Origin of the sequence: Fibrella forsythiae (genome assembly GCF_017353175.1) — a bacterium.
In the GTDB taxonomy this organism is placed as follows: domain Bacteria; phylum Bacteroidota; class Bacteroidia; order Cytophagales; family Spirosomataceae; genus Fibrella; species Fibrella forsythiae.
The window spans coordinates 73,117-90,326 of record NZ_JAFMYW010000012.1 but is presented as its reverse complement, the minus strand read 5'-3'; the positions used below and the strand labels follow the sequence as shown (position 1 = coordinate 90,326).

Genomic DNA, 17,210 nt, shown 5'->3' with positions numbered 1-17,210 from the left:
GTGACGACAAAAATACAAGTACCGGTGAAAAATAGGGTGGCACCAGACGGTATAGACGTTGGTTTGTATTTTATGGTTACGACGTGCTAACTTGAGAGTATAGAAATCATTTCCTTTGTCGCCGCCCATGCCCGTATACTAAAGCTCGTGCAATGGTGGCCGCACCTTTGCTCATCGGTTTTCAAAACTGGGGACTGCTTAGGTCAGCTTACTATCAAAACAGATTAACGTTCGCGACAGCCAGTACTTCTGATACCATCTCCTGCCAACTCATCACGGCGACGCGCTCATGCTGGTAGACTACGTACTGCCTGTCACCGAAGTGCGTCGGTTACCTTCGCTTTACCTTCAACTGTTGATCAAAAATGCCCGCAGCGGCGTACCGTGTCAGGCAAAACGTGATTCTGACCGAACAGCTATTGGTCATTTAGTCAAGCATAGGTGATGTCAAACAACTGATTATCAGCAATCGTGTTACTTAAGCCCACGCGACCGTTGAGCAACGGATTGGGCTTAAGTAACATGATGAGTAGTTACTAGATTTTTGTGGTTTATGTTCGGGTTTCTATTGTCGGGTGGGGTGTGGTACTGCCCGAGATCATGGTAACGCGGTCAGCCACTCCTGCGCGAACTGACGGGCGGCAATCGTCGGAACTTTGCCCATACGGAAAAGCAACTTCCACGCGTCGGGCTTGCGCTCGTAGGCTGGGTTCACGAAGTGCTGTTTCGAACCGCTAGCGTAGAGCTGTGCTCCGAAATCAACCTCATCGCAGAGAGCAACGAAGGCCCGGAGTTGTTTCCGAAGCGGTGAGCGCACATCGCTGGCAGCGTCGAGGGCAGCTTTCTGTTTACGGTATTCCGCGTTGTGAATTTTGGCAGCAGCGAGTTCCTGGCTGGCGTTTGCCTCGTACTGCTTACCGCCTTTGCGGAGCCGCTGTTCCTGGTAGGCCACATACTGCTTCTTGAACTCGGCGGGCTTGCCGGCGTTGGCTGCGAGCATCCGCTTCAGGTCGGCTACCTCTTGTGTGAGCTGGGTACGTTCGGTGCTGGTGGCGGCTGCGGCTTGTGCTTCCAGTTGCGGCACCTGCGCCTTGAACATGGTGTAGAACATAGCCGGGTCTACGGCGCTCATCGTTTGGCGGAGGGCGACGGTCTGAGCGTCAACTGTCTCATCAACCATGCCCACTTCAGCCTCGCGACGGGCAATTTTTTCATCGCTGTAGGTCTCATCGACGTTGTGTTCTGCACTCAGCGACTGCCGGTAGGCCTGCCTGAACGCGTCAGACTCTACGTAGGTACGTACCACCTTGCCGAGTGCCCGCACAGTGGCGGCTTGCACGTCGGTAGGGATACGCCGGGCCATCCGGCGCATGAGGGCGGAGGGTTCGACATATAATGAGCCGTCAGCTTTAAGATTGACAAGGGCGGCCTGTTCGATGTTGGCCATCGTAACGCCAGTGTCGGTCAGTACGTCGGCGGGGCGCAGGGCTACCAGCGAAGCAGCGAGCGCGGCCACGAGGGCAAGGTAAATAAGGGGCTTGGCCATGGGGTTGTTGTTTACTGTTCGTTTTACCAAAATTGGCGCGCAACCCAGCGGTAGTATAGACAAGGCCCGATGAACCGGAAGTATAGATTGATGAAGCATCACAAAGCCGCTTTAATGACTCAAAACGACAGTTCATCAATCAGATTAATACGATCGGGATCAGGCCGACGCGTCTTTTCTTTGTCAGCCTGGAGATCCGGCTTTAAGCCATGTTTTCAGGCCTAAAAGATTATGAATACGGAAATAGTAACCGTTTCCGAACCAGTCACATCGCCTGGTAAAACGCTCTGGTTTCTGGCTCGCTCGTCACCGCCCTAATCATACGGGAGCCAAACCGGGGGCGCTACGCACAAGTGGCCATAAGCCTGCAACCCTGCCGCAAACCAAGTGCCCACACTCATGCCCGCGGAGACGAACCGTTCTATACACTCGAAGGGTCGGTCCGGTTCACCATCGGCGAACATGTCTGTACGGCCAGTGCGGGCGACTACAGCTGTATGCCCAAGAAAAGCTGCCACCAGTCCGAGGTAACCACGCTGCTGCCAAATCCGTTTTTACCACCGCACTACCTACGGATGCACTGTGCCCATCATCGGGCCTGCTGGATCAATATTGACGGTACGGCACTGATAGCCAGACCATAGAACACACCCGGCGCGCGGACAGCTAGTGTGTTCATGCGTATGTGTTATCTAGTTGCTTCGGTAAATCCAGGCTAGTTGCCCTACGCAGCCGAGATTATCTCCGCCAAACTGCCAGATTCGACGGATCAACTATAGGAATCGGCTGATGCCGGTTTATTGTCACGCTTCAGCCATACACCAGCATCAACCAATTCCTGTTGGTATGCCAGTTTTCCCGGTTCATACATCACTTCCGACGACTCACACAGTACGTAGCTGGGTAGTGAAGTAGAAGCTCTCAACTTTGTCATGGTCATCGCAGACCAATCCAATGAACACTCAGAATAGTAAACAACAAATCGCCTTTTTGCACTTTCTCAAATGAAACAGATCGTTACTTTTCTCGCTTTGGCAGTGCTTCCGCTGAGCTTATCAGCCCAGTCAAAATCATCGGTTCGAAAACCGACCACCTCGGCCCATCGCTCCGCCGCTGGCCCATCGACTAGCCGGTTGGGGACGCGCCCGGCGACGTCAAACACCATGATGACGGCCAAACCCGCCGAATCGGTCCATACCACAGCCAACGTACCTGCCACACCTGTAGCGACCCCGGCCCCTGAACCAACGCCGCCGAAAGCTACTGAACAGCCCATCGTGGCGGCGTCGGCAAAACCTGCGAAAGCCACCCGCGCTGCCAAACCCGCCCCGCGCGTTGAGGCCAAGTCAATTGGTAATGGCGAGAGTGGTTTACGTGTTGGATTCCGCGTTGGTGGCAGCGGGTCAACCGCTACCGGTCTTTCCGAGGCCGACCTTGGTGGTGCGAAGGTAGAGTCCGCAATGGGCTTCCATGCGGGCGTCGTGTTCAGCATTGGCAAACGCGCGTTCACGATTCAGCCCGAAATTTTGTACTCGCAATATGGTTTCAAACTTGCCGCCGGGTCCGATTACCTGCAACTAAAAACTAACACGGTTGAAGTGCCGCTAATGTTGAAATACACGTTTGGCCAAACCAACACGCGCTTCTTTATCAATGCTGGCCCAACGGCAACGTACCTGCTGGGCGGCAAGATCTCATTTAAAGAAGCAGGCGAATCGGGCGAAGCCGATATGGAGATTGGCCCAAACGACGGGCGGCTTAACTACGGCGGTTCGCTGGGCCTGGGTGTTGCGCTGAAAGCCGGGCCGGGTAGCCTGCACATCGAGGCGAGGGGTACGTATTTGGTCACAGATCAAGCCAACGTCAGCCTGCAAAACGGCAAGCTCTCGGTCGCCTACCTGATCCCGCTGGGTGGCCGCTAAGTCATTGTCCACTCAGTATACAAACGTCACCTACGCTCTACTAGGACAGCATAGGTGACGTTCGTTTGTTACTACTCAACAACAGGCTGCTTTAAATTGGCTTACCTCTTTCATCTTTCAGCTCGATACGCCGCCGTAGTAGCCTCCGGTCTTCTCGGTATATACCTGTCCTGCTTCAGCAAAGTAGCCGAATGGCAGGTAAAACAGTCGCCAAAGGCATTCGCGATCTACTGACCCAGCGCGACGAGGTCGTTGGTGTCCGGCTCAGCGATGATGTATTGTGGGTACGGCAGTGGCTTCAGGCTGGTTTGCGTCAGCAGCTCACCAACCTGCCGCTCGTACCAGCTCGGCTTTGGCTACTAAATACGTCAAGATTTGCGGCAACCATAGTCCGTACAAAAGCCTAAACATCACCATCGCGACCAAGTCAACTGCTGTTTGGGTGGGTTCATCGGGTTGAGATGAAGCTTCAGCCGAAAACAAAATAGCCGCTAAGCCACGTAGAGCCAATTTTGAACAGTTGAATACGACATTTTTCTCAAATCAACCAAAGGCTCTAAATAACAGATCAAATGACACGTGTATGCAATCTCCGCCTCTGTGCCGCTTTGTTCGGCATGATCGCTCTGACCACCTCCTGCAAAAAAGACAGCGATGTAGTAACACCCGACCCGACTGAACCGAGTATTGTCGCCTCATTCATGAATGTCCGTTTCCAGATGGCGGCCTTTGAACTGACTCCACCGATGGACCTCGACGAAGATGGCAAACCTGACTCCGACCTGATGCGCTTCATGCGCCCCTGCGACCTCGATAATACCATTGTGTTTGAGAAAACCGGCAAAATGTTGGGCGATTTTGGCAAGCAACGTTGCGACGACGATGTGGACCCCAACCCGTCTAAGCCTGACACCTGGACTTACGACAACGGTACCAAAAGACTTCGAATTATCGACGGTGAAAGTAAAGAAGTGAGCGAAATGGATGTGGTGGAAGCTTCGGCCAAAACTATGAAAGTCAAGATGACTATGACCGAAGACGGCCATACGATGACGGCGCTGCTGACCTGGAAAGCGGTCTAAACCTGTAAACAGCAAATCGGCCACCTTCCCATGAAAACGAATATTGCTATTCCCCTGAATAACCGCGTTTTGATTCCGTCAACCGGGTCATTGCTATTACTGCTGGCTTTCCTACTGATGTTAACAGGCTGCGAAATGGAAATCGAAATAACACCAGCCGGTACCGCTACAGCCAAAGCCGGTCCGGATCAGTCGGTACAGGTTGGCCAGACAATTACTCTCGATGCATCGGCCTCCGCCGATAGTGACGGAAATCCCCTGACCTACCAGTGGACCATTCTCCGCAAACCCGCCAAAAGTACGGCCACTCTCTTCTATTCGGCCTCGCTTAAACCTACGGTTAAAATCGACGAAGTAGGTGAGTACGAATTCGAGTTGACCGTGTCTAGTGCCAACGGTAAAAGTACCGACCGGGTGGTGGTGACGGCCTCGGCGGCCGAGCCTCTGGCCATTATCACTAACATCATCGTTAAGACTACGCTCCTTGACCGGATTACATCGTGACAAAGACCATCGACGTCACTCACGAGTTAACCATTAACCCCGGTGTTGTTATTGCGTTCGAGCGCGATGTCCGGATGACGATCACTGATGGTGAGGGCGTATTGATGGTCAAAGGCACCCATCATCAGAGAATTAAACTGATTGGTGTTCAGAATAGCAAAGGGTTTTGGGCGCGTCTTACCCTTTATTCCGGCAGCAACGCCAATACCATGGAATACGTAGAGGTGAGGAATACAGGTAATCGGACAGCTTACAGCACCACCAAAGCGGCACTCTTTGTAGCTGGCAGCAGCAAAGCGCAGATCAGTCAATAAAAAACTGTTTGTTCACTAAGAATGACGGGTACGGAATCTATGTGTATGAGGGAGGCATTCTCCGCGAGTTCAGTCAAAACGACTTTTCGGCCAATAACGAGCCGGTATTTTACTTGATGCCCTGAACGTACCGAAGTTAGATGCGGCCTCGACCTTCACCGCCGGTAATGGACTTAACAACGAACGCAATGTGGTCGAGGTAACGCCATCACCCATCACTGGTAAAAATGAATTGGTTTGGGCAGGCTTTGCTGACAAAACCACTTACCGGATCAATGGCGTGCTAGGGATTGCCACAGGCTTCAAACTGGCACCGGGTGTAATTATGGAAATGAACCGCGATGCGCTGATTCAAATTAACGAAACCCAAAGGTACACTCACGCAAAAGTGATCTTTACCAGTGCTGATCGTACGTCTGCTTATTGTCGTGGAATCATCAGTTACTCGCCGGACGCTGAAAATGAGCTGGAAAACACTGAAGTTAATGAAGCAGGCAGTAGTTCGATTGTTCGGGCAGGAAAGCCAATATCGCGGTTTGGGGACCCCACTCCACCATAAACGTCACGAAAGCGCGCATTAGCGGCAGCGGTGGTCATGGTGTATTCATTGGCTATGGATCGTCCAATAATTCCGATCTCAGTACCGCAAATACATTTGACAACAATGCATTAGCTAATGAACTGACTGATAAATAAGTATAGAGGGCGTTGCTGACGTGCGTGTCGGCAACGCCCCTGAAACTCGTAACGCTATGTCTTTCCAGCTCTGGTGCGCGGTCTTTACGGGAATGATCCTGTCTATTCTTCTACTCAACATAGTGCAGTGGTTGACCTACCGCGACCGGAGTTATGGATTCTACACCGGTTACATGCTGGCGTGGCTGTGCTACTTCGGCTTGCGCGTCTACACCTTCCGCGATTGGGTGTCGTTAGAAACGAACTTGTTTGTACGGGCCGTCGCGCCGATGGGGGCTTACTACGTCTACTTCGATTTTGCCGACGCCATCCTCGACCTGCGCCACCGCGTCCCCCGGTTCTACCGCCAACTCAAGAGTACCCAGATTGGCCTGTTGCTGTACGTTCTGACGCAGTCCGTTATCTGTTACTCGGCTCCTGTTCCGCTGGCCCTCTACGAAACCTCGTTTGTGGCCATGCGGCTGGCAATGGCTGTTTTGGGTGTATACGGCATCTGGCAGATGGGTAAACTGGGCGATGTTGTGTCGCGGGCTTATGCTATCGGCACGGCATTTTTGCTGATTGGGGGGTTGACGGCCATGTTTTTATCGATGGACCGGCCTGGCGAAGACTGGAACGGCCCGTTCTGGCGGGTGTCGCTCACCTACATGCAGGCGGGTATCATTGCCGAACTAATCTGTTTTTCGCTTGGCCTCAGTTACCGCCAACGGCGCGCTTCCATTCGGAGCGCGATGGTCGAGCAGGAACTGGTGCGGGAACGGGAACGCCACCATCGCGATCAACTTGAGGCCGAATTAACGCAGCAACGGCTTGAACAGGAGAAGGTCGAGATACAGATTCGGGGTTTGCAGGCGCAGGTCAACCCGCACTTTCTGTTCAACAGCCTCAACTCACTTAGTGCTCTCATCGACGACAAAGACCCGCAACGCGCCAACCGCTTTCTCGACGAGCTGAGCAGCGTGTACCGCTACCTGCTTCGCTCCAACGACCGGATACTGATTTCGCTGAGAGCCGAACTGGATTTTATTAAATCCTACGGGCATTTGCTGCAAACCCGGCACGGCAACGCTCTCCTCATTGACTCACAGATAGCTCCCCATCTGCTCGACTGCCAACTACCACCGCTGACGCTGCAATTGCTCGTCGAGAACGCGGTCAAGCATAACATTGCCCTGCCCGAACAGCCCCTGCACATCCAGATTCGTACCAACGGGCGCGGTACGTTGCAAGTCCGGAATAACATTCAGCGGAAGCCGGGCCGGGTAATTTCCAACGGCGTTGGCCTGACCAACATTTATACGAAGTATCAGATGCTAAACCAGCCACGGCCCCTAGTGCAAGAGCAGTCAGGGCAGTTTGTGGTTAGCCTACCCCTTATTTTAGCAGACGTACCTGCGGTGTGTTAATGAAATAAAGCATTATCGTTTCACCCAACTTTTATACCGGCTCATCCTCTCCCGGCTATAATTCGACCTGATTGTCAGCTTAAAACTAGTAGTTAAATTATTGTTTTTCAGTTAGTTAGCGTATCCGTATCTATGAGATATTTTCTGAAATACTTACGTTTGTGAACATCTCCTTTTACTCAACTCACATCCTGGGAACACGCCCCAACGACAAAGGCCGGATGAGTGCGGGCATTGGCTTGATGAATTTGTCGACCTAGTTCACTGATGGCAGGAGTGAGGTTAGGGGTGCCCAATTTGTACCCCTGGGCTTTCTTAGCCTGCAAGGCCGCTCGGGTACGTTCTCCGATGAGCTCCCGTTCGTGCTGTGCTAGTACGGCCATGATGCCTACAGTTAAGGTATTGGCATCGGGAATATCGCAGGCCACGAAGTCGACTTCTGAAGTACGTAATGAGAAGATGAAAGAGACATTACGGCTAAGCCGGTCGAGTTTGGCAATCAGAAGACGGGCACCCTGTTGTTTGGCGAAGGCAGTGGCGGCCTCTAGCTGCGGTCGATCTGCCCGCTTACCCGATTCAATTTCGACGAATTCTTCAAGAAGTTCGTCTCCCTGTTTGACGAAGCGGTTGACAATCTCACGTTGAGCCGACAGGCCCAGTCCGCTTTTACCCTGACTGGCGGTGGAAACCCGGTAATAGGGAACGTACTTCATATCTCAAATAGAGGAATGACGGAAGGGGAGAGAGGACTTCACCTAATGCCTTCACTTATCCATCTCTGGAAAGGCATTAGGTGATAGGGGCTCCACGGGCGAAGATAAGGTAGTCTGGGTGTTTATAACGTTATAAGAACGGACGTTCATGTAAAGAGATCGACAGCGTTTAGAGTTGACGCAGCGATGATTCTCAGGGACTTCTTTAACCAGCCAGCAAACGCCTCCTTTAGAGCCTTGAAGGGCTAGTGGCCACTATTAGTTGGGTGGCGACAGCGTTCGACCGGCACCCTCTCAATCGACTCCCGCTCGAAGGTCAGGTTCACCAACAGCTCGCCTACAGACCGGATCCGTTGAACCGTGTTTTCGGGAATCGCCATCAGCTGTGCGGGCTATACCTCAACCGTTTCTGTTTCCAGCTCAAGTATCAAGACGCCTTCCAGGACTAGAAAGGTTTCATCTGAATTAAGGTAATAGTGCCGGAAGTAGTGCCGGGTCATACGCTCGCTCACCCTCACCAGGTGATCATTGACCGTAGCTATGGTAAAATTGGCATAGCTGGCCGTGATGGCCCGCGTCAGCTGGCCAATATCAAGGCTAGGTAATGGGCTCATACCAGGTCCAACGCCTTGACTGCTCATTCTGGTTTCCTCAACGTATTGCCAGCAGCCCCTCAATAGAGAAGGGGAGATGACCGTTATGGTCATCTCCCCTTCATCTAGATAGCGCTCCTTGGCTGATTAGTCAACCTTCAGCACCCGGATAGTCCGGCGCTGAGTTGGGCTGCTGACATCCAGCAGGTACACGCCTGCGCTTTGCCCCGCTAGTGACAGCTGCTGCCGCTCCTGGGCCTGAGCACTGGCTACTTGTTGGCGGGTAATTACCCCTCCCTGAGTGGTGACCAGTTGAATGTGCAACGGTTGGGAGTCCGCCCCTTTGATGGCAACAGACAACACATCACCCCGCACGGGGTTATCCATAACCGTCACCTCCAGCTGAGGCATCTGCTCTGGCACTGCCTGTCGGGCTGCGCCACCTGGATCAGCGCCCCATACCCGCTCAGTGCCCACGTAGAGCGTCACCCGGTTGTTGGAACTCGGCTCGGCGGGCTGCTCCTGATAGGAGTAGTCATTGACCTGATCAAAGCGGCCACCATCGGGCTTACTAATGCGGTAACGAATCTGGCTTGTGCTGGCCCCCGGAGCTAACTGACCACCTTGGTTGAAGCGAACCTCCAGGTAGTAGTTGGCCCCACCTACGGCCGGACTTAAGGCAACGAGTTGGGTGCTTACCTGCCCCTCGTCGACTTCTACCAGTAGCCGCTCAGGGCCATCGGAAGTGAAATAATACCGTGCCTTCAGCTCACTATAATTAACAGGTACGTTGCCCTCATTGCGAATAGTCAGGTACGTACTGATCTGGGTAGCCGAGGGGCCATTCTTGCTCTCGGTCAGGGCTCGCAGCGCCCGGAAAGGGTTGGTATTACCCGGTTCTACTCCCCAGATTAGTGCCCCGTTGTAGTAGGCCGTGATGCGCGGGTTGCCCACCAGTTGATCGCGTACGACTGCATATGAGTAGTCGTCCAGTTCGTTGAGACCTGAATAGTCGCTTTTGGCAAAGTAACTCTGGATGCTGCCTGAGTTGGCCCCGGCGGTCAGACTGCCCGCGTCGGGCGAGAAGCTGTACTCCACATAGCCTGAAGCACCCTGTTGGGCCGGGTTCAGGGGCACGTAGCGCAGCCGCACGTTCTGGTTGCCCACCTGAGCGTAGTTGATCGAGAGGTTGCTCAGGGCGGCGGCGCCCTCAACGGTCAGGTAGTAGCGCAGGGTGATGGCTGACAGGGTCAGCGATCCCGCGCTGGTATTTAGGAGTTGGATCATTGGTTGTATGGCATTGTTGTTAGCGTAATTGTCCACATCCCGGTGCAGCACCATCAGGCTACTGGCCGGGCGAGCAGCCACGTTTACCGTCACGCTGGCTGGCGGACTGGTGCAGCTACCTTGCTGGCAGACCGCCTGATAGATTAGCGTACCGGGCTGGGTAGTGGGCACTAAAATAGTTGTGCCCGTACCCCCCGTGTTGTTAGAGCCCGTCCAGCTGATGGTACCGGCGCAGCCACTGGCCAGCAGAGTAACCGGAGTGCTGTTGAGTTCTACGGTGATGTTCGCTTGGCCACTCTGAGTGACTAGTGTCGGCGCGCCCAGAGTGGTACTGCTCTCGACATTGACCCAGGCCGTTGCCGTACAGCCATTGACAGCGGTCAGTTTCACCGAATACAAGCCTGCCGTGGAAACAGTGATTTGATTCTGGGTCGAACCCGTGCTCCAGCGAAAGGGGCCAGATCCCGAAGCCGTCAGGGTAATCGACGGATTAAGGCAGGTCAAGACGGTGCTGGACGCCGTGATACTGACCTGGGGGGCGGTTTGATCAGTCCCTATTGTCACACTGGCCGAAGCTGTGCAGCCCCCCGGTGAGGCCAGGGTTACGGAGTACGTACCTGATACACTCACGCTAAGCTGATTTTCCGTTGAGCCCGTGCTCCAGCGCACAATGCCTGTACCAGTAGCGGTCAGGGTAACCGACGGACTGACACAAGTCAGGACGGTACTTGACGCGCTGATGCTCACTTGAGGGGCAGTCTGGTTGGCGTTGATCGTCACACTGGCTGAAGCCGTGCAGCCATTAGGCGAAGTAAGTGTTGCTGAATAGATACCGGATGCATTCACGCTAATTTGGGGATCGGTCGATCCAGTACTCCACCGAACAGCTCCTGTACCATTGGCCGTCAACGTAGCCGACGGATTGGCGCAGGTGAGGACGGTAGTAGAGGCGCTGATGCTCACCTGAGGGAGCGTCGTGTTGGCATTGATTGTTACACTAGTGCTCGCCGTGCATCCATTAGCAGCCGTCAAGGTCACTGAGTAAACGCTCGCTGTATTGACGTTAATCTGTCTATCGGTCGAGCCCGTGCTCCAACGAATTGAGCCAGATCCCGAAACCGTCAGGGTAATCGACGGATTAATGCAGGTCAAGACGGTGCTGGACGCTGTAATACCGACCTGAGGGGCTGTCTGATCCGCGTTCACCGTTACACTGGCCGATGCCGTACAACCACCAGGAGCCGTCAGCGTTACTGAATACAGTCCTGCCGTAGCTATCGTGATCTGGCTATCGGCCGAGCCCGTGTTCCAGCGAACACTGCCCGTGCCCACCGCCGTTAAGGTGACTGTTGGACTGACACAAGTCAGGACGGTACTTGACGCGCTGATGCTTACCTGAGGGGCTGCCTGGTTGGCGTTGATCGTCACGCTAGCTGAAGCCGTGCAGCCATTAGGCGAAGTAAGTGTTGCTGAATAGATACCGGATGCACCCACGCTAATTTGGTTAGCGGTTGAACCGGTATTCCAGCGAACACTGCCAGACCCAGTAGCCGTCAACGTAGCCGACGGATTGGCGCAGGTGAGGACGGTAGTAGAGGCGCTGATGCTCACCTGAGGGACTATCTGGTTAGCGTCAATCGTCACGCTGGCACTCGCCGTACAGCCACCAGGTGAGGTAACCGTCACCGAGTAGATACCCGAGGTGCTTACCGCCTTGGTGGGCGAGCTGGTGTTATCATTCCAGCGGTAGGTGCCCCCACCCGTGGCCGTCAGGCTCAGGCTGGGTGTCGTACAGCTCAGCGTGCTGCTGGCCGGGGTCAGGATGCTGGCCACCGGCGGAAGGGGGACGGCGTCGATGGACAGGCTCAGGCTGCGGGTACAGCCTGGATAGGCCACCGATTGAGTCAGAATCGTATACGCCTGGTTGGGCGGTAGGTTGGCAAAGATGCCTGACGCCTGCCAGGTGGCACCGTTATCGCGCGAGTATTCGACCGCACCGTTGCCGATGGCGCTCAGGCTGATAGTCCCCGTTGGGTTGACGCAGGTAGGCTGAGTCACGCCCGGGAAGCCACCGCCAAAGACAAAAGTGGGGGCCGCAGTAATGGTGATGGAGGCGGTGGCTATTACAGCCGGACAGCTTTCCTGAGCGGGTAGGGTGTAGCTGACGGTGTAGCTGCCTGGCTGGCTAAAAATGGGGAAGACCGTACCCCCGCTATTGATGCTCAGCCCCACTGGGCTGCTGCTGAAACTGCCGCCCGAAAGGCCGCTCCGGGTGGGAGCGTAGGTCGTCGAAGCGTTCTGGCAGTAGGGGCCGGCCGGATAGCTGATGCTGGCCGTACGGGTAGGCACCGGATCGATCGTGAGGTTGCTGATCGTTCTGATGCAGGCGGCAGCGCTCTGTACCCGCGCCTGTATGGTGTAAGTGCCTGGTAGCAGGCCACTGAACACACCGCTGAGTTGCCAGGTGATGCCATCTTTAGAATACTCGATGGTGCCTTGCGCAGGCGCAGCATTCACACTGATGGTACCTGTGGGCACAGCGCAGGTGGGTTGGGTCAGCTGGATGCTGCCCAACGTTGGCGGACTGGCGATGGTCAAAGAGGCGGTGGCCACCACGGCCGGACAACCTCCCTGAGGGGGTAGGGTATAGCTAACGGTGTAACTGCCCGGCTGACTGGTATTGGTAACGAACTGACCGGTGGTGCTGTTCAGGCTAAGCCCGGATGGAACGCTGCTGTAAGAGCCACCCGAGGTCCCCGTGAAGGTGGGCGAGGGTGCCTCACTGCTGAGGGTGCAGTATAACGTACCTGGGTAGGTGATGCTGGCGATAGCCGGTTGGGTGACGGTCGCCAGGGTAGTGGCCCTGGCTAGCTGGCCACTGCTGCTCACCGTCAGCGTAAAGGTCTGTACGCCTGATCCGCTGGCCGTCAGTAGCTGACTGAATGTAGAGGTACTGGCCGTTCCAGTCAGCGGATTACTGCCATTGGTAAGCGTGTACGTGTAGCTGCCCGTGAAATTGCCTACGCTAGCGGTAAAGCTGAGTGGACTACCCGCGCATACCGGGCTGGGGCTAACGGCAAACCCAGTCAGGGTGGGCGTAGCACTATTGATCATCAGGGTGTAGATAGCACTTACGCCTAAACAGCCGTTGGCATCAGTGGCCTGTACGGTGAACGGAAAGTTACCAGTCTGGGTGGGGGTGCCCGACAAGACACCTGTGGCCGTATTTAAACTCAAACCCGTTGGCAAGCTACCGCTGGCCAGGGAGAAACTGCGGGGTACTACTCCGCCCGAAGCGGTAAAGGTCTGATTAAAGGCGGTGTTCAGCGTACCAGTAACCGTGGCCGGATTGCTGACCGTAATAACAGCCGTATTGCTGTATACGGTGGTCGTTGCTGTGCTCCTGCAGCCTGTATTGCTGTTAGTAACCGTGACCGAATAGACACCGCTGGCATTAACGATGGCAAAGCCGTCACGCAATACGCCATCCGGAATCGCACCACTCATACCGAGGATCCCCCCCCCTCCCTGGCGGGCAAACTCATAATGGGTACCGCCCGAACTCGTCAAGGTCAGGCTGGTCTGTCCGCAGGTTAAGGTCCCCCCGAAGTTAGGCGTTAAGATAGCAACTGGTAGCGCGTTGACCGTTACAATGGTAGTGGCGCTGGCCAACTGGCTGTTGTCATTGATGGTCAGGGTGAAGGTTTGATTCCCCGTGCCTGAAGCGATCAGATTCTGACTGAAGTTTGTACTGGCGGACGTACCCGTGGTGGTGCTGCTGCCATTGGTTACCGTAAAGTTATAACTCCCCGTCACGTTGCCCACCGTGGCCGCGAAGGCAATGGGACTGCCCACACAGACGGTATTATCCAGCGTCGTGAAGTCATTGATGGTGGGTCTGTTGTCCACAATGGTCAATACGTAAGCACTGCCCGTCGCCGAACAACCGTTGGCGTCGGTGACCTGCACAGTGATGGTAAAGCTGCCGCTCTGGGTGGGGATACCCGACAAGATGCCCGCAGCCGACAAGGTCAGCCCGGTAGGCAAACTGCCGCTAGCCACACTGAAACTGCGGGGCGACGTTCCACCCGAGGCGCTGAAGGTCTGACTGAAGAACACGTTTACCGATCCGTTTCTGGTGGTGGGGTTGGTGAGCGAAACGGTGGCCGTAGTGCTGGTAACGGTGGTGCTGGTCGTGCTCACGCAACCACTGGCGGTGGCTACCCGCACCTGGTAAGTGCCCGCAATAGAAACGGTTCGTGTGTTACCCATTCCGGCCAGTACATCACCGTTATTGTTAGTAAAGGTATAGGAGCTTCCCCCCGTAGCAGTCAAGGTTACACTGGTATTGGTGCAGCTGAGTGGACCACTGTTGCTCAGGCCAGCCATGGGCAGCGGGCTCACCGTTACTTCGGTTGTGGCCCGAGCAGATAGGCCATTACCCGTAATAATCAGGCTGAAACTTTGGGTGCCAGACCCTGAAGCCAGCACATTCTGACTAAAGTTGCTCGCTACCTTGACACCAATGGTAGGTGTGTTGATGCCATTGGTGAGGGTGAAGTTGTAGCTGCCCGATACGTTGCCCACCGTGGCGGTGAAGGTGACGAGCCCACCCACGCAAACTGTAGGGTTGACGGGGGCAAAATTCTCAATGGCGGGTCTGTTGTCCACGATCGTTAGCACGTAAGCACTGCCCGTATCTGAACAGCCGTTGGCGTCGGTGACCTGTACAGTAATGGGGAAGTTGCCGGCCTGGGTGGGAGTACCCGACAATACGCCCGCAGCCGACAAGGTCAACCCGGTAGGCAAAGTGCCGCTGGCCACACTGAAACTGCGGGGAGTTGTCCCGCCCGAAGCGCTGAAGGTCTGACTGAAGAACACGTTCACCGTTCCGCTTCTGGTGGTGGGGTTGGTAACGGCAACGGTGGCCGTAGTACTGGTGACGGTGGTACTGGTCGTGCTGACGCAGCCGCTGGCGCTGGCCACCCGCACCGAGTAGGTACCTGACTCGGTTACCTCCACGGTACTCAACGAGCCCGGTGTACCAATCACTACTCCACCCCGGGTGAAGGTGTAAGAGGTTCCGCCAGCAGCAGTCAGCGTCACACTGGCATTGGTGCAACTGAGGGGACCACTGCTGGTCAGGCTGGCGATGGGCAGTGGGTTCACCGTTACCTGGGTGACTACCTGTGTCGATTGGCTATTATCACTGATAGTCAACGTAAAGCTCTGCGTACCATCACCTGAAGATGTCAAGTTTTGGCTAAAGCTAGCCCCTACCCTGGTACCGGTGAAAGAAGTGGAGATCCCGTTGGTCAGGGTGAAGTTGTAGCTGCCCGATATGTTGCTTACCGTGGCGGTAAACGTGAGGGGATTGCCCGCACAAACCGTGGGGTTGACGGCGGCATAGTTCTCAATGACGGGCCTGTTGTCCACAATGGTGAGCACATAAGCACTGCCCGTCGCCGAACAGCCGTTGGCGTCGGTGGCCCGTACGGTGATAGTGAAGCTGCCGTCTTGGGTGGGTGTTCCCGACAAGACGCCCGCAGCTGACAAGGTCAGCCCGGCAGGTAAGCTGCCGCTGGCCACGCTGAAACTGCGGGGCGATGTCCCGCCAGAGGCGCTGAAGGGCTGACTAAAGAAAACGTTCACTTCGCCGCTTCTGATAGTGGGATTGGTGAGCGAAATATTTGCAGAAGCTGCCTGAAACTCATAAGCTCCCATGTCTATCGGCCCGCTGTTATAGGAACGGGGATTACCCGCCAGATCGGTAGTTGGCCCACCAGCCGTCGTGTACGCGCTGAGGTTTCCGGCGTCGATAGCGGGCGCACAACCGTTAAGCTGGGTGGAGGTCGTAGACACAAAGGGCGAGACGGTAGCGGTCAGGTTACTTCCCCCATTGGTATAACCGGTTTCCGACGCCTCGATCAGGCTGTAGCGCAGCGTCACTGTTCCTCGGCCCGCCGTAGTCAGGGTGTTGGCGCCGCCATTGCCAAACAGCACACAGTTGGTGAGCGAGCAGGTATTCTCTGCATAAACGGCACCACCATCGCTAGCCGAGTTGCCCTGGAAAGAGCAGTTGATCAGGTTGGCAGTGCTGCTGGGGTTGGTAAAGAGTCCGCCCCCATTATTAGCCGTGTTGCTTTGGAAGGAACAGTTAAGTAGGATAGAACTACTGCTGCCCTCATTGTCTATTCCCCCGCCAATCCCGGCGGTATTAGCCTGGAAGCTACAGTTGGTCAGGCGGACGTTTGCACCACTATTGTACATCCCCCCGCCACTGTCATTACCGGTATTGGCCTGGAAGCCACAATTGGTCAGAATGGGATTACCGCCAATAGTACACATCCCCCCGCCAACAACAGCGATATTAGCCTGGAAGCTACAGTTGGTCAAGCGGGGATTGGCATCACCATTGTACATCCCCCCGCCACTGGTAGTAGCAGTATTGGCCTGGAAGCTACAGTTGCGTACTGTTGGACTGGTCAGTACGTTAAGCATACCCCCACCCGCTCTGGCATTACCATTCTCCCCAGCAGCATTCCCCCCCGTAATAACAAATCCATCCAGCACCGCCGTATTGTCAATACCCGTCTGATCGTTGTTGACTACGTGGTAACTGTTATCAGTGGTACCGGCGCTACCAATCTCCCCGGAGAGGGTCGTGCTAGAGGGCTGCCCAGTGATCGGGTTGATAACTGGACGCTGAGTCAGGAGCGTCTCGTTGCCCACAAAGCCGCCATAGATGGCCACTCCGTTCTTCATCACAAAGCTGATGCTTCGATTGGTGTTGGCGCTACCTCCCGGTTTGTAGATACCGGCTGCTACCCACACCTGATCGCTTGATGCGCTGGCATCGATCATGGCCTGCAAGTTGCCACTGGCGTTGGTCCAGCTAGTGCCGCTACCGTTGCCGCTGGAAGTTGGCCTAACATAGCGAATTGTCTGAGCCTGGGTCTTCAGGCTTAGGCTGAGCAGCCCCATCAGCAGTATAACAACCCGCAGGCCGGTGATGCGTTGGAAGAAACGTAAACGTGCGTTCATAAAGAAGATAGAGAAGTAGCTAGATGAAGAGGTCTCGTATGGATACGGAGCGACTGCCTGTCGCCAGATTGTATCTGGCGAAACAGGTAGAAAGTAGATGTGT

Annotated in this window: 13 protein-coding genes and 1 pseudogene; 8 read left to right on the top strand and 6 right to left on the bottom strand. The window is 55.1% G+C overall.

Translation table 11 applies throughout. From position 1 onward, the window contains the following. Nucleotides 1–598: 598 nt before the first annotated feature. Nucleotides 599–1,546, bottom strand: a complete 948-nt coding sequence (locus J2I46_RS28610; protein ID WP_207332530.1) for a hypothetical protein — start codon at nucleotides 1,544–1,546, stop codon at nucleotides 599–601. A 353-nt stretch (nucleotides 1,547–1,899) separates the two neighbouring features. Here J2I46_RS28610 and J2I46_RS33600 point away from each other — a divergent pair. Next, nucleotides 1,900–2,061: pseudogene (locus J2I46_RS33600) on the top strand (cupin domain-containing protein); the annotation flags it as partial. Between the two features lie 254 nt (nucleotides 2,062–2,315). Here J2I46_RS33600 and J2I46_RS28600 read toward each other — a convergent pair. Next, on the bottom strand, nucleotides 2,316–2,480 hold the full coding sequence (locus tag J2I46_RS28600; protein WP_207332528.1) for a hypothetical protein: 165 nt from the start codon (nucleotides 2,478–2,480) through the stop codon (nucleotides 2,316–2,318). A gap of 70 nt (nucleotides 2,481–2,550) precedes the next feature. Between J2I46_RS28600 and J2I46_RS28595 the strand changes: the two genes are divergently transcribed. From J2I46_RS28595 to J2I46_RS28575, 7 genes are all read left to right on the top strand, one after another. Next, nucleotides 2,551–3,468 (top strand): porin family protein, encoded by a 918-nt coding sequence (locus J2I46_RS28595; protein WP_207332527.1) that lies wholly within the window; start codon nucleotides 2,551–2,553, stop codon nucleotides 3,466–3,468. 191 nt (nucleotides 3,469–3,659) lie between these two features. Next, the gene (locus J2I46_RS28590; protein WP_207332526.1) at nucleotides 3,660–3,875 is read left to right on the top strand and encodes a hypothetical protein; all 216 of its coding nucleotides are present in this window, start codon (nucleotides 3,660–3,662) and stop codon (nucleotides 3,873–3,875) included. Nucleotides 3,876–4,040: 165 nt separating this feature from the next. After that, complete coding sequence (locus J2I46_RS28585) at nucleotides 4,041–4,550, top strand: lipocalin-like domain-containing protein (protein WP_207332525.1); 510 nt, start codon at nucleotides 4,041–4,043, stop codon at nucleotides 4,548–4,550. Nucleotides 4,551–4,580: 30 nt separating this feature from the next. Beyond that, on the top strand, nucleotides 4,581–5,054 hold the full coding sequence (locus tag J2I46_RS33015; RefSeq protein ID WP_229380004.1) for a PKD domain-containing protein: 474 nt from the start codon (nucleotides 4,581–4,583) through the stop codon (nucleotides 5,052–5,054). Continuing rightward, nucleotides 5,051–5,368 (top strand): hypothetical protein, encoded by a 318-nt coding sequence (locus tag J2I46_RS33010; RefSeq protein WP_229380003.1) that lies wholly within the window; start codon nucleotides 5,051–5,053, stop codon nucleotides 5,366–5,368. Before J2I46_RS33015 ends, J2I46_RS33010 begins: the two co-directional genes overlap by 4 nt. Before the next feature lie 190 nt (nucleotides 5,369–5,558). Continuing rightward, a complete protein-coding gene (locus J2I46_RS33005) occupies nucleotides 5,559–5,927 on the top strand; it encodes a hypothetical protein (protein ID WP_229380002.1) in 369 nt (122 codons plus the stop codon). Between the two features lie 193 nt (nucleotides 5,928–6,120). Further along, nucleotides 6,121–7,470 carry a sensor histidine kinase gene (locus J2I46_RS28575; RefSeq protein WP_207332524.1) on the top strand — a complete coding sequence of 450 codons (1,350 nt, stop codon included), beginning with the start codon at nucleotides 6,121–6,123 and terminating at the stop codon, nucleotides 7,468–7,470. 179 nt (nucleotides 7,471–7,649) lie between these two features. On the opposite strand, the gene J2I46_RS28570 is transcribed toward J2I46_RS28575, so the two are convergent. From J2I46_RS28570 to J2I46_RS28560, 4 genes are all read right to left on the bottom strand, one after another. After that, on the bottom strand, nucleotides 7,650–8,183 hold the full coding sequence (locus J2I46_RS28570) for a recombinase family protein (RefSeq protein WP_207332523.1): 534 nt from the start codon (nucleotides 8,181–8,183) through the stop codon (nucleotides 7,650–7,652). A gap of 245 nt (nucleotides 8,184–8,428) precedes the next feature. After that, a complete protein-coding gene (locus J2I46_RS33225) occupies nucleotides 8,429–8,563 on the bottom strand; it encodes a hypothetical protein (RefSeq protein WP_262898066.1) in 135 nt (44 codons plus the stop codon). Between the two features lie 12 nt (nucleotides 8,564–8,575). Then, entirely contained in the window at nucleotides 8,576–8,797 is a 222-nt protein-coding gene (locus tag J2I46_RS33000) for a cupin domain-containing protein (RefSeq protein WP_229380001.1), read from the bottom strand. A 126-nt stretch (nucleotides 8,798–8,923) separates the two neighbouring features. Further along, nucleotides 8,924–17,107: a cellulose binding domain-containing protein gene (locus J2I46_RS28560; protein ID WP_207332522.1), complete on the bottom strand. Its 8,184-nt coding sequence runs from the start codon at nucleotides 17,105–17,107 to the stop codon at nucleotides 8,924–8,926. Nucleotides 17,108–17,210 lie beyond the last annotated feature (103 nt).

Coding starts and splice junctions, on each gene's coding strand:
- J2I46_RS28610 (WP_207332530.1), bottom strand. CDS start 1,546: ATGGCCAAGCCCCTTATTTACCTTGCCCTCGTGGCCGCGCTCGCTGCT.
- J2I46_RS28600 (WP_207332528.1), bottom strand. CDS start 2,480: ATGACAAAGTTGAGAGCTTCTACTTCACTACCCAGCTACGTACTGTGT.
- J2I46_RS28595 (WP_207332527.1), top strand. CDS start 2,551: ATGAAACAGATCGTTACTTTTCTCGCTTTGGCAGTGCTTCCGCTGAGC.
- J2I46_RS28590 (WP_207332526.1), top strand. CDS start 3,660: ATGGCAGGTAAAACAGTCGCCAAAGGCATTCGCGATCTACTGACCCAG.
- J2I46_RS28585 (WP_207332525.1), top strand. CDS start 4,041: ATGACACGTGTATGCAATCTCCGCCTCTGTGCCGCTTTGTTCGGCATG.
- J2I46_RS33015 (WP_229380004.1), top strand. CDS start 4,581: ATGAAAACGAATATTGCTATTCCCCTGAATAACCGCGTTTTGATTCCG.
- J2I46_RS28575 (WP_207332524.1), top strand. CDS start 6,121: ATGTCTTTCCAGCTCTGGTGCGCGGTCTTTACGGGAATGATCCTGTCT.
- J2I46_RS28570 (WP_207332523.1), bottom strand. CDS start 8,183: ATGAAGTACGTTCCCTATTACCGGGTTTCCACCGCCAGTCAGGGTAAA.
- J2I46_RS33225 (WP_262898066.1), bottom strand. CDS start 8,563: ATGGCGATTCCCGAAAACACGGTTCAACGGATCCGGTCTGTAGGCGAG.
- J2I46_RS33000 (WP_229380001.1), bottom strand. CDS start 8,797: ATGAGCCCATTACCTAGCCTTGATATTGGCCAGCTGACGCGGGCCATC.
- J2I46_RS28560 (WP_207332522.1), bottom strand. CDS start 17,107: ATGAACGCACGTTTACGTTTCTTCCAACGCATCACCGGCCTGCGGGTT.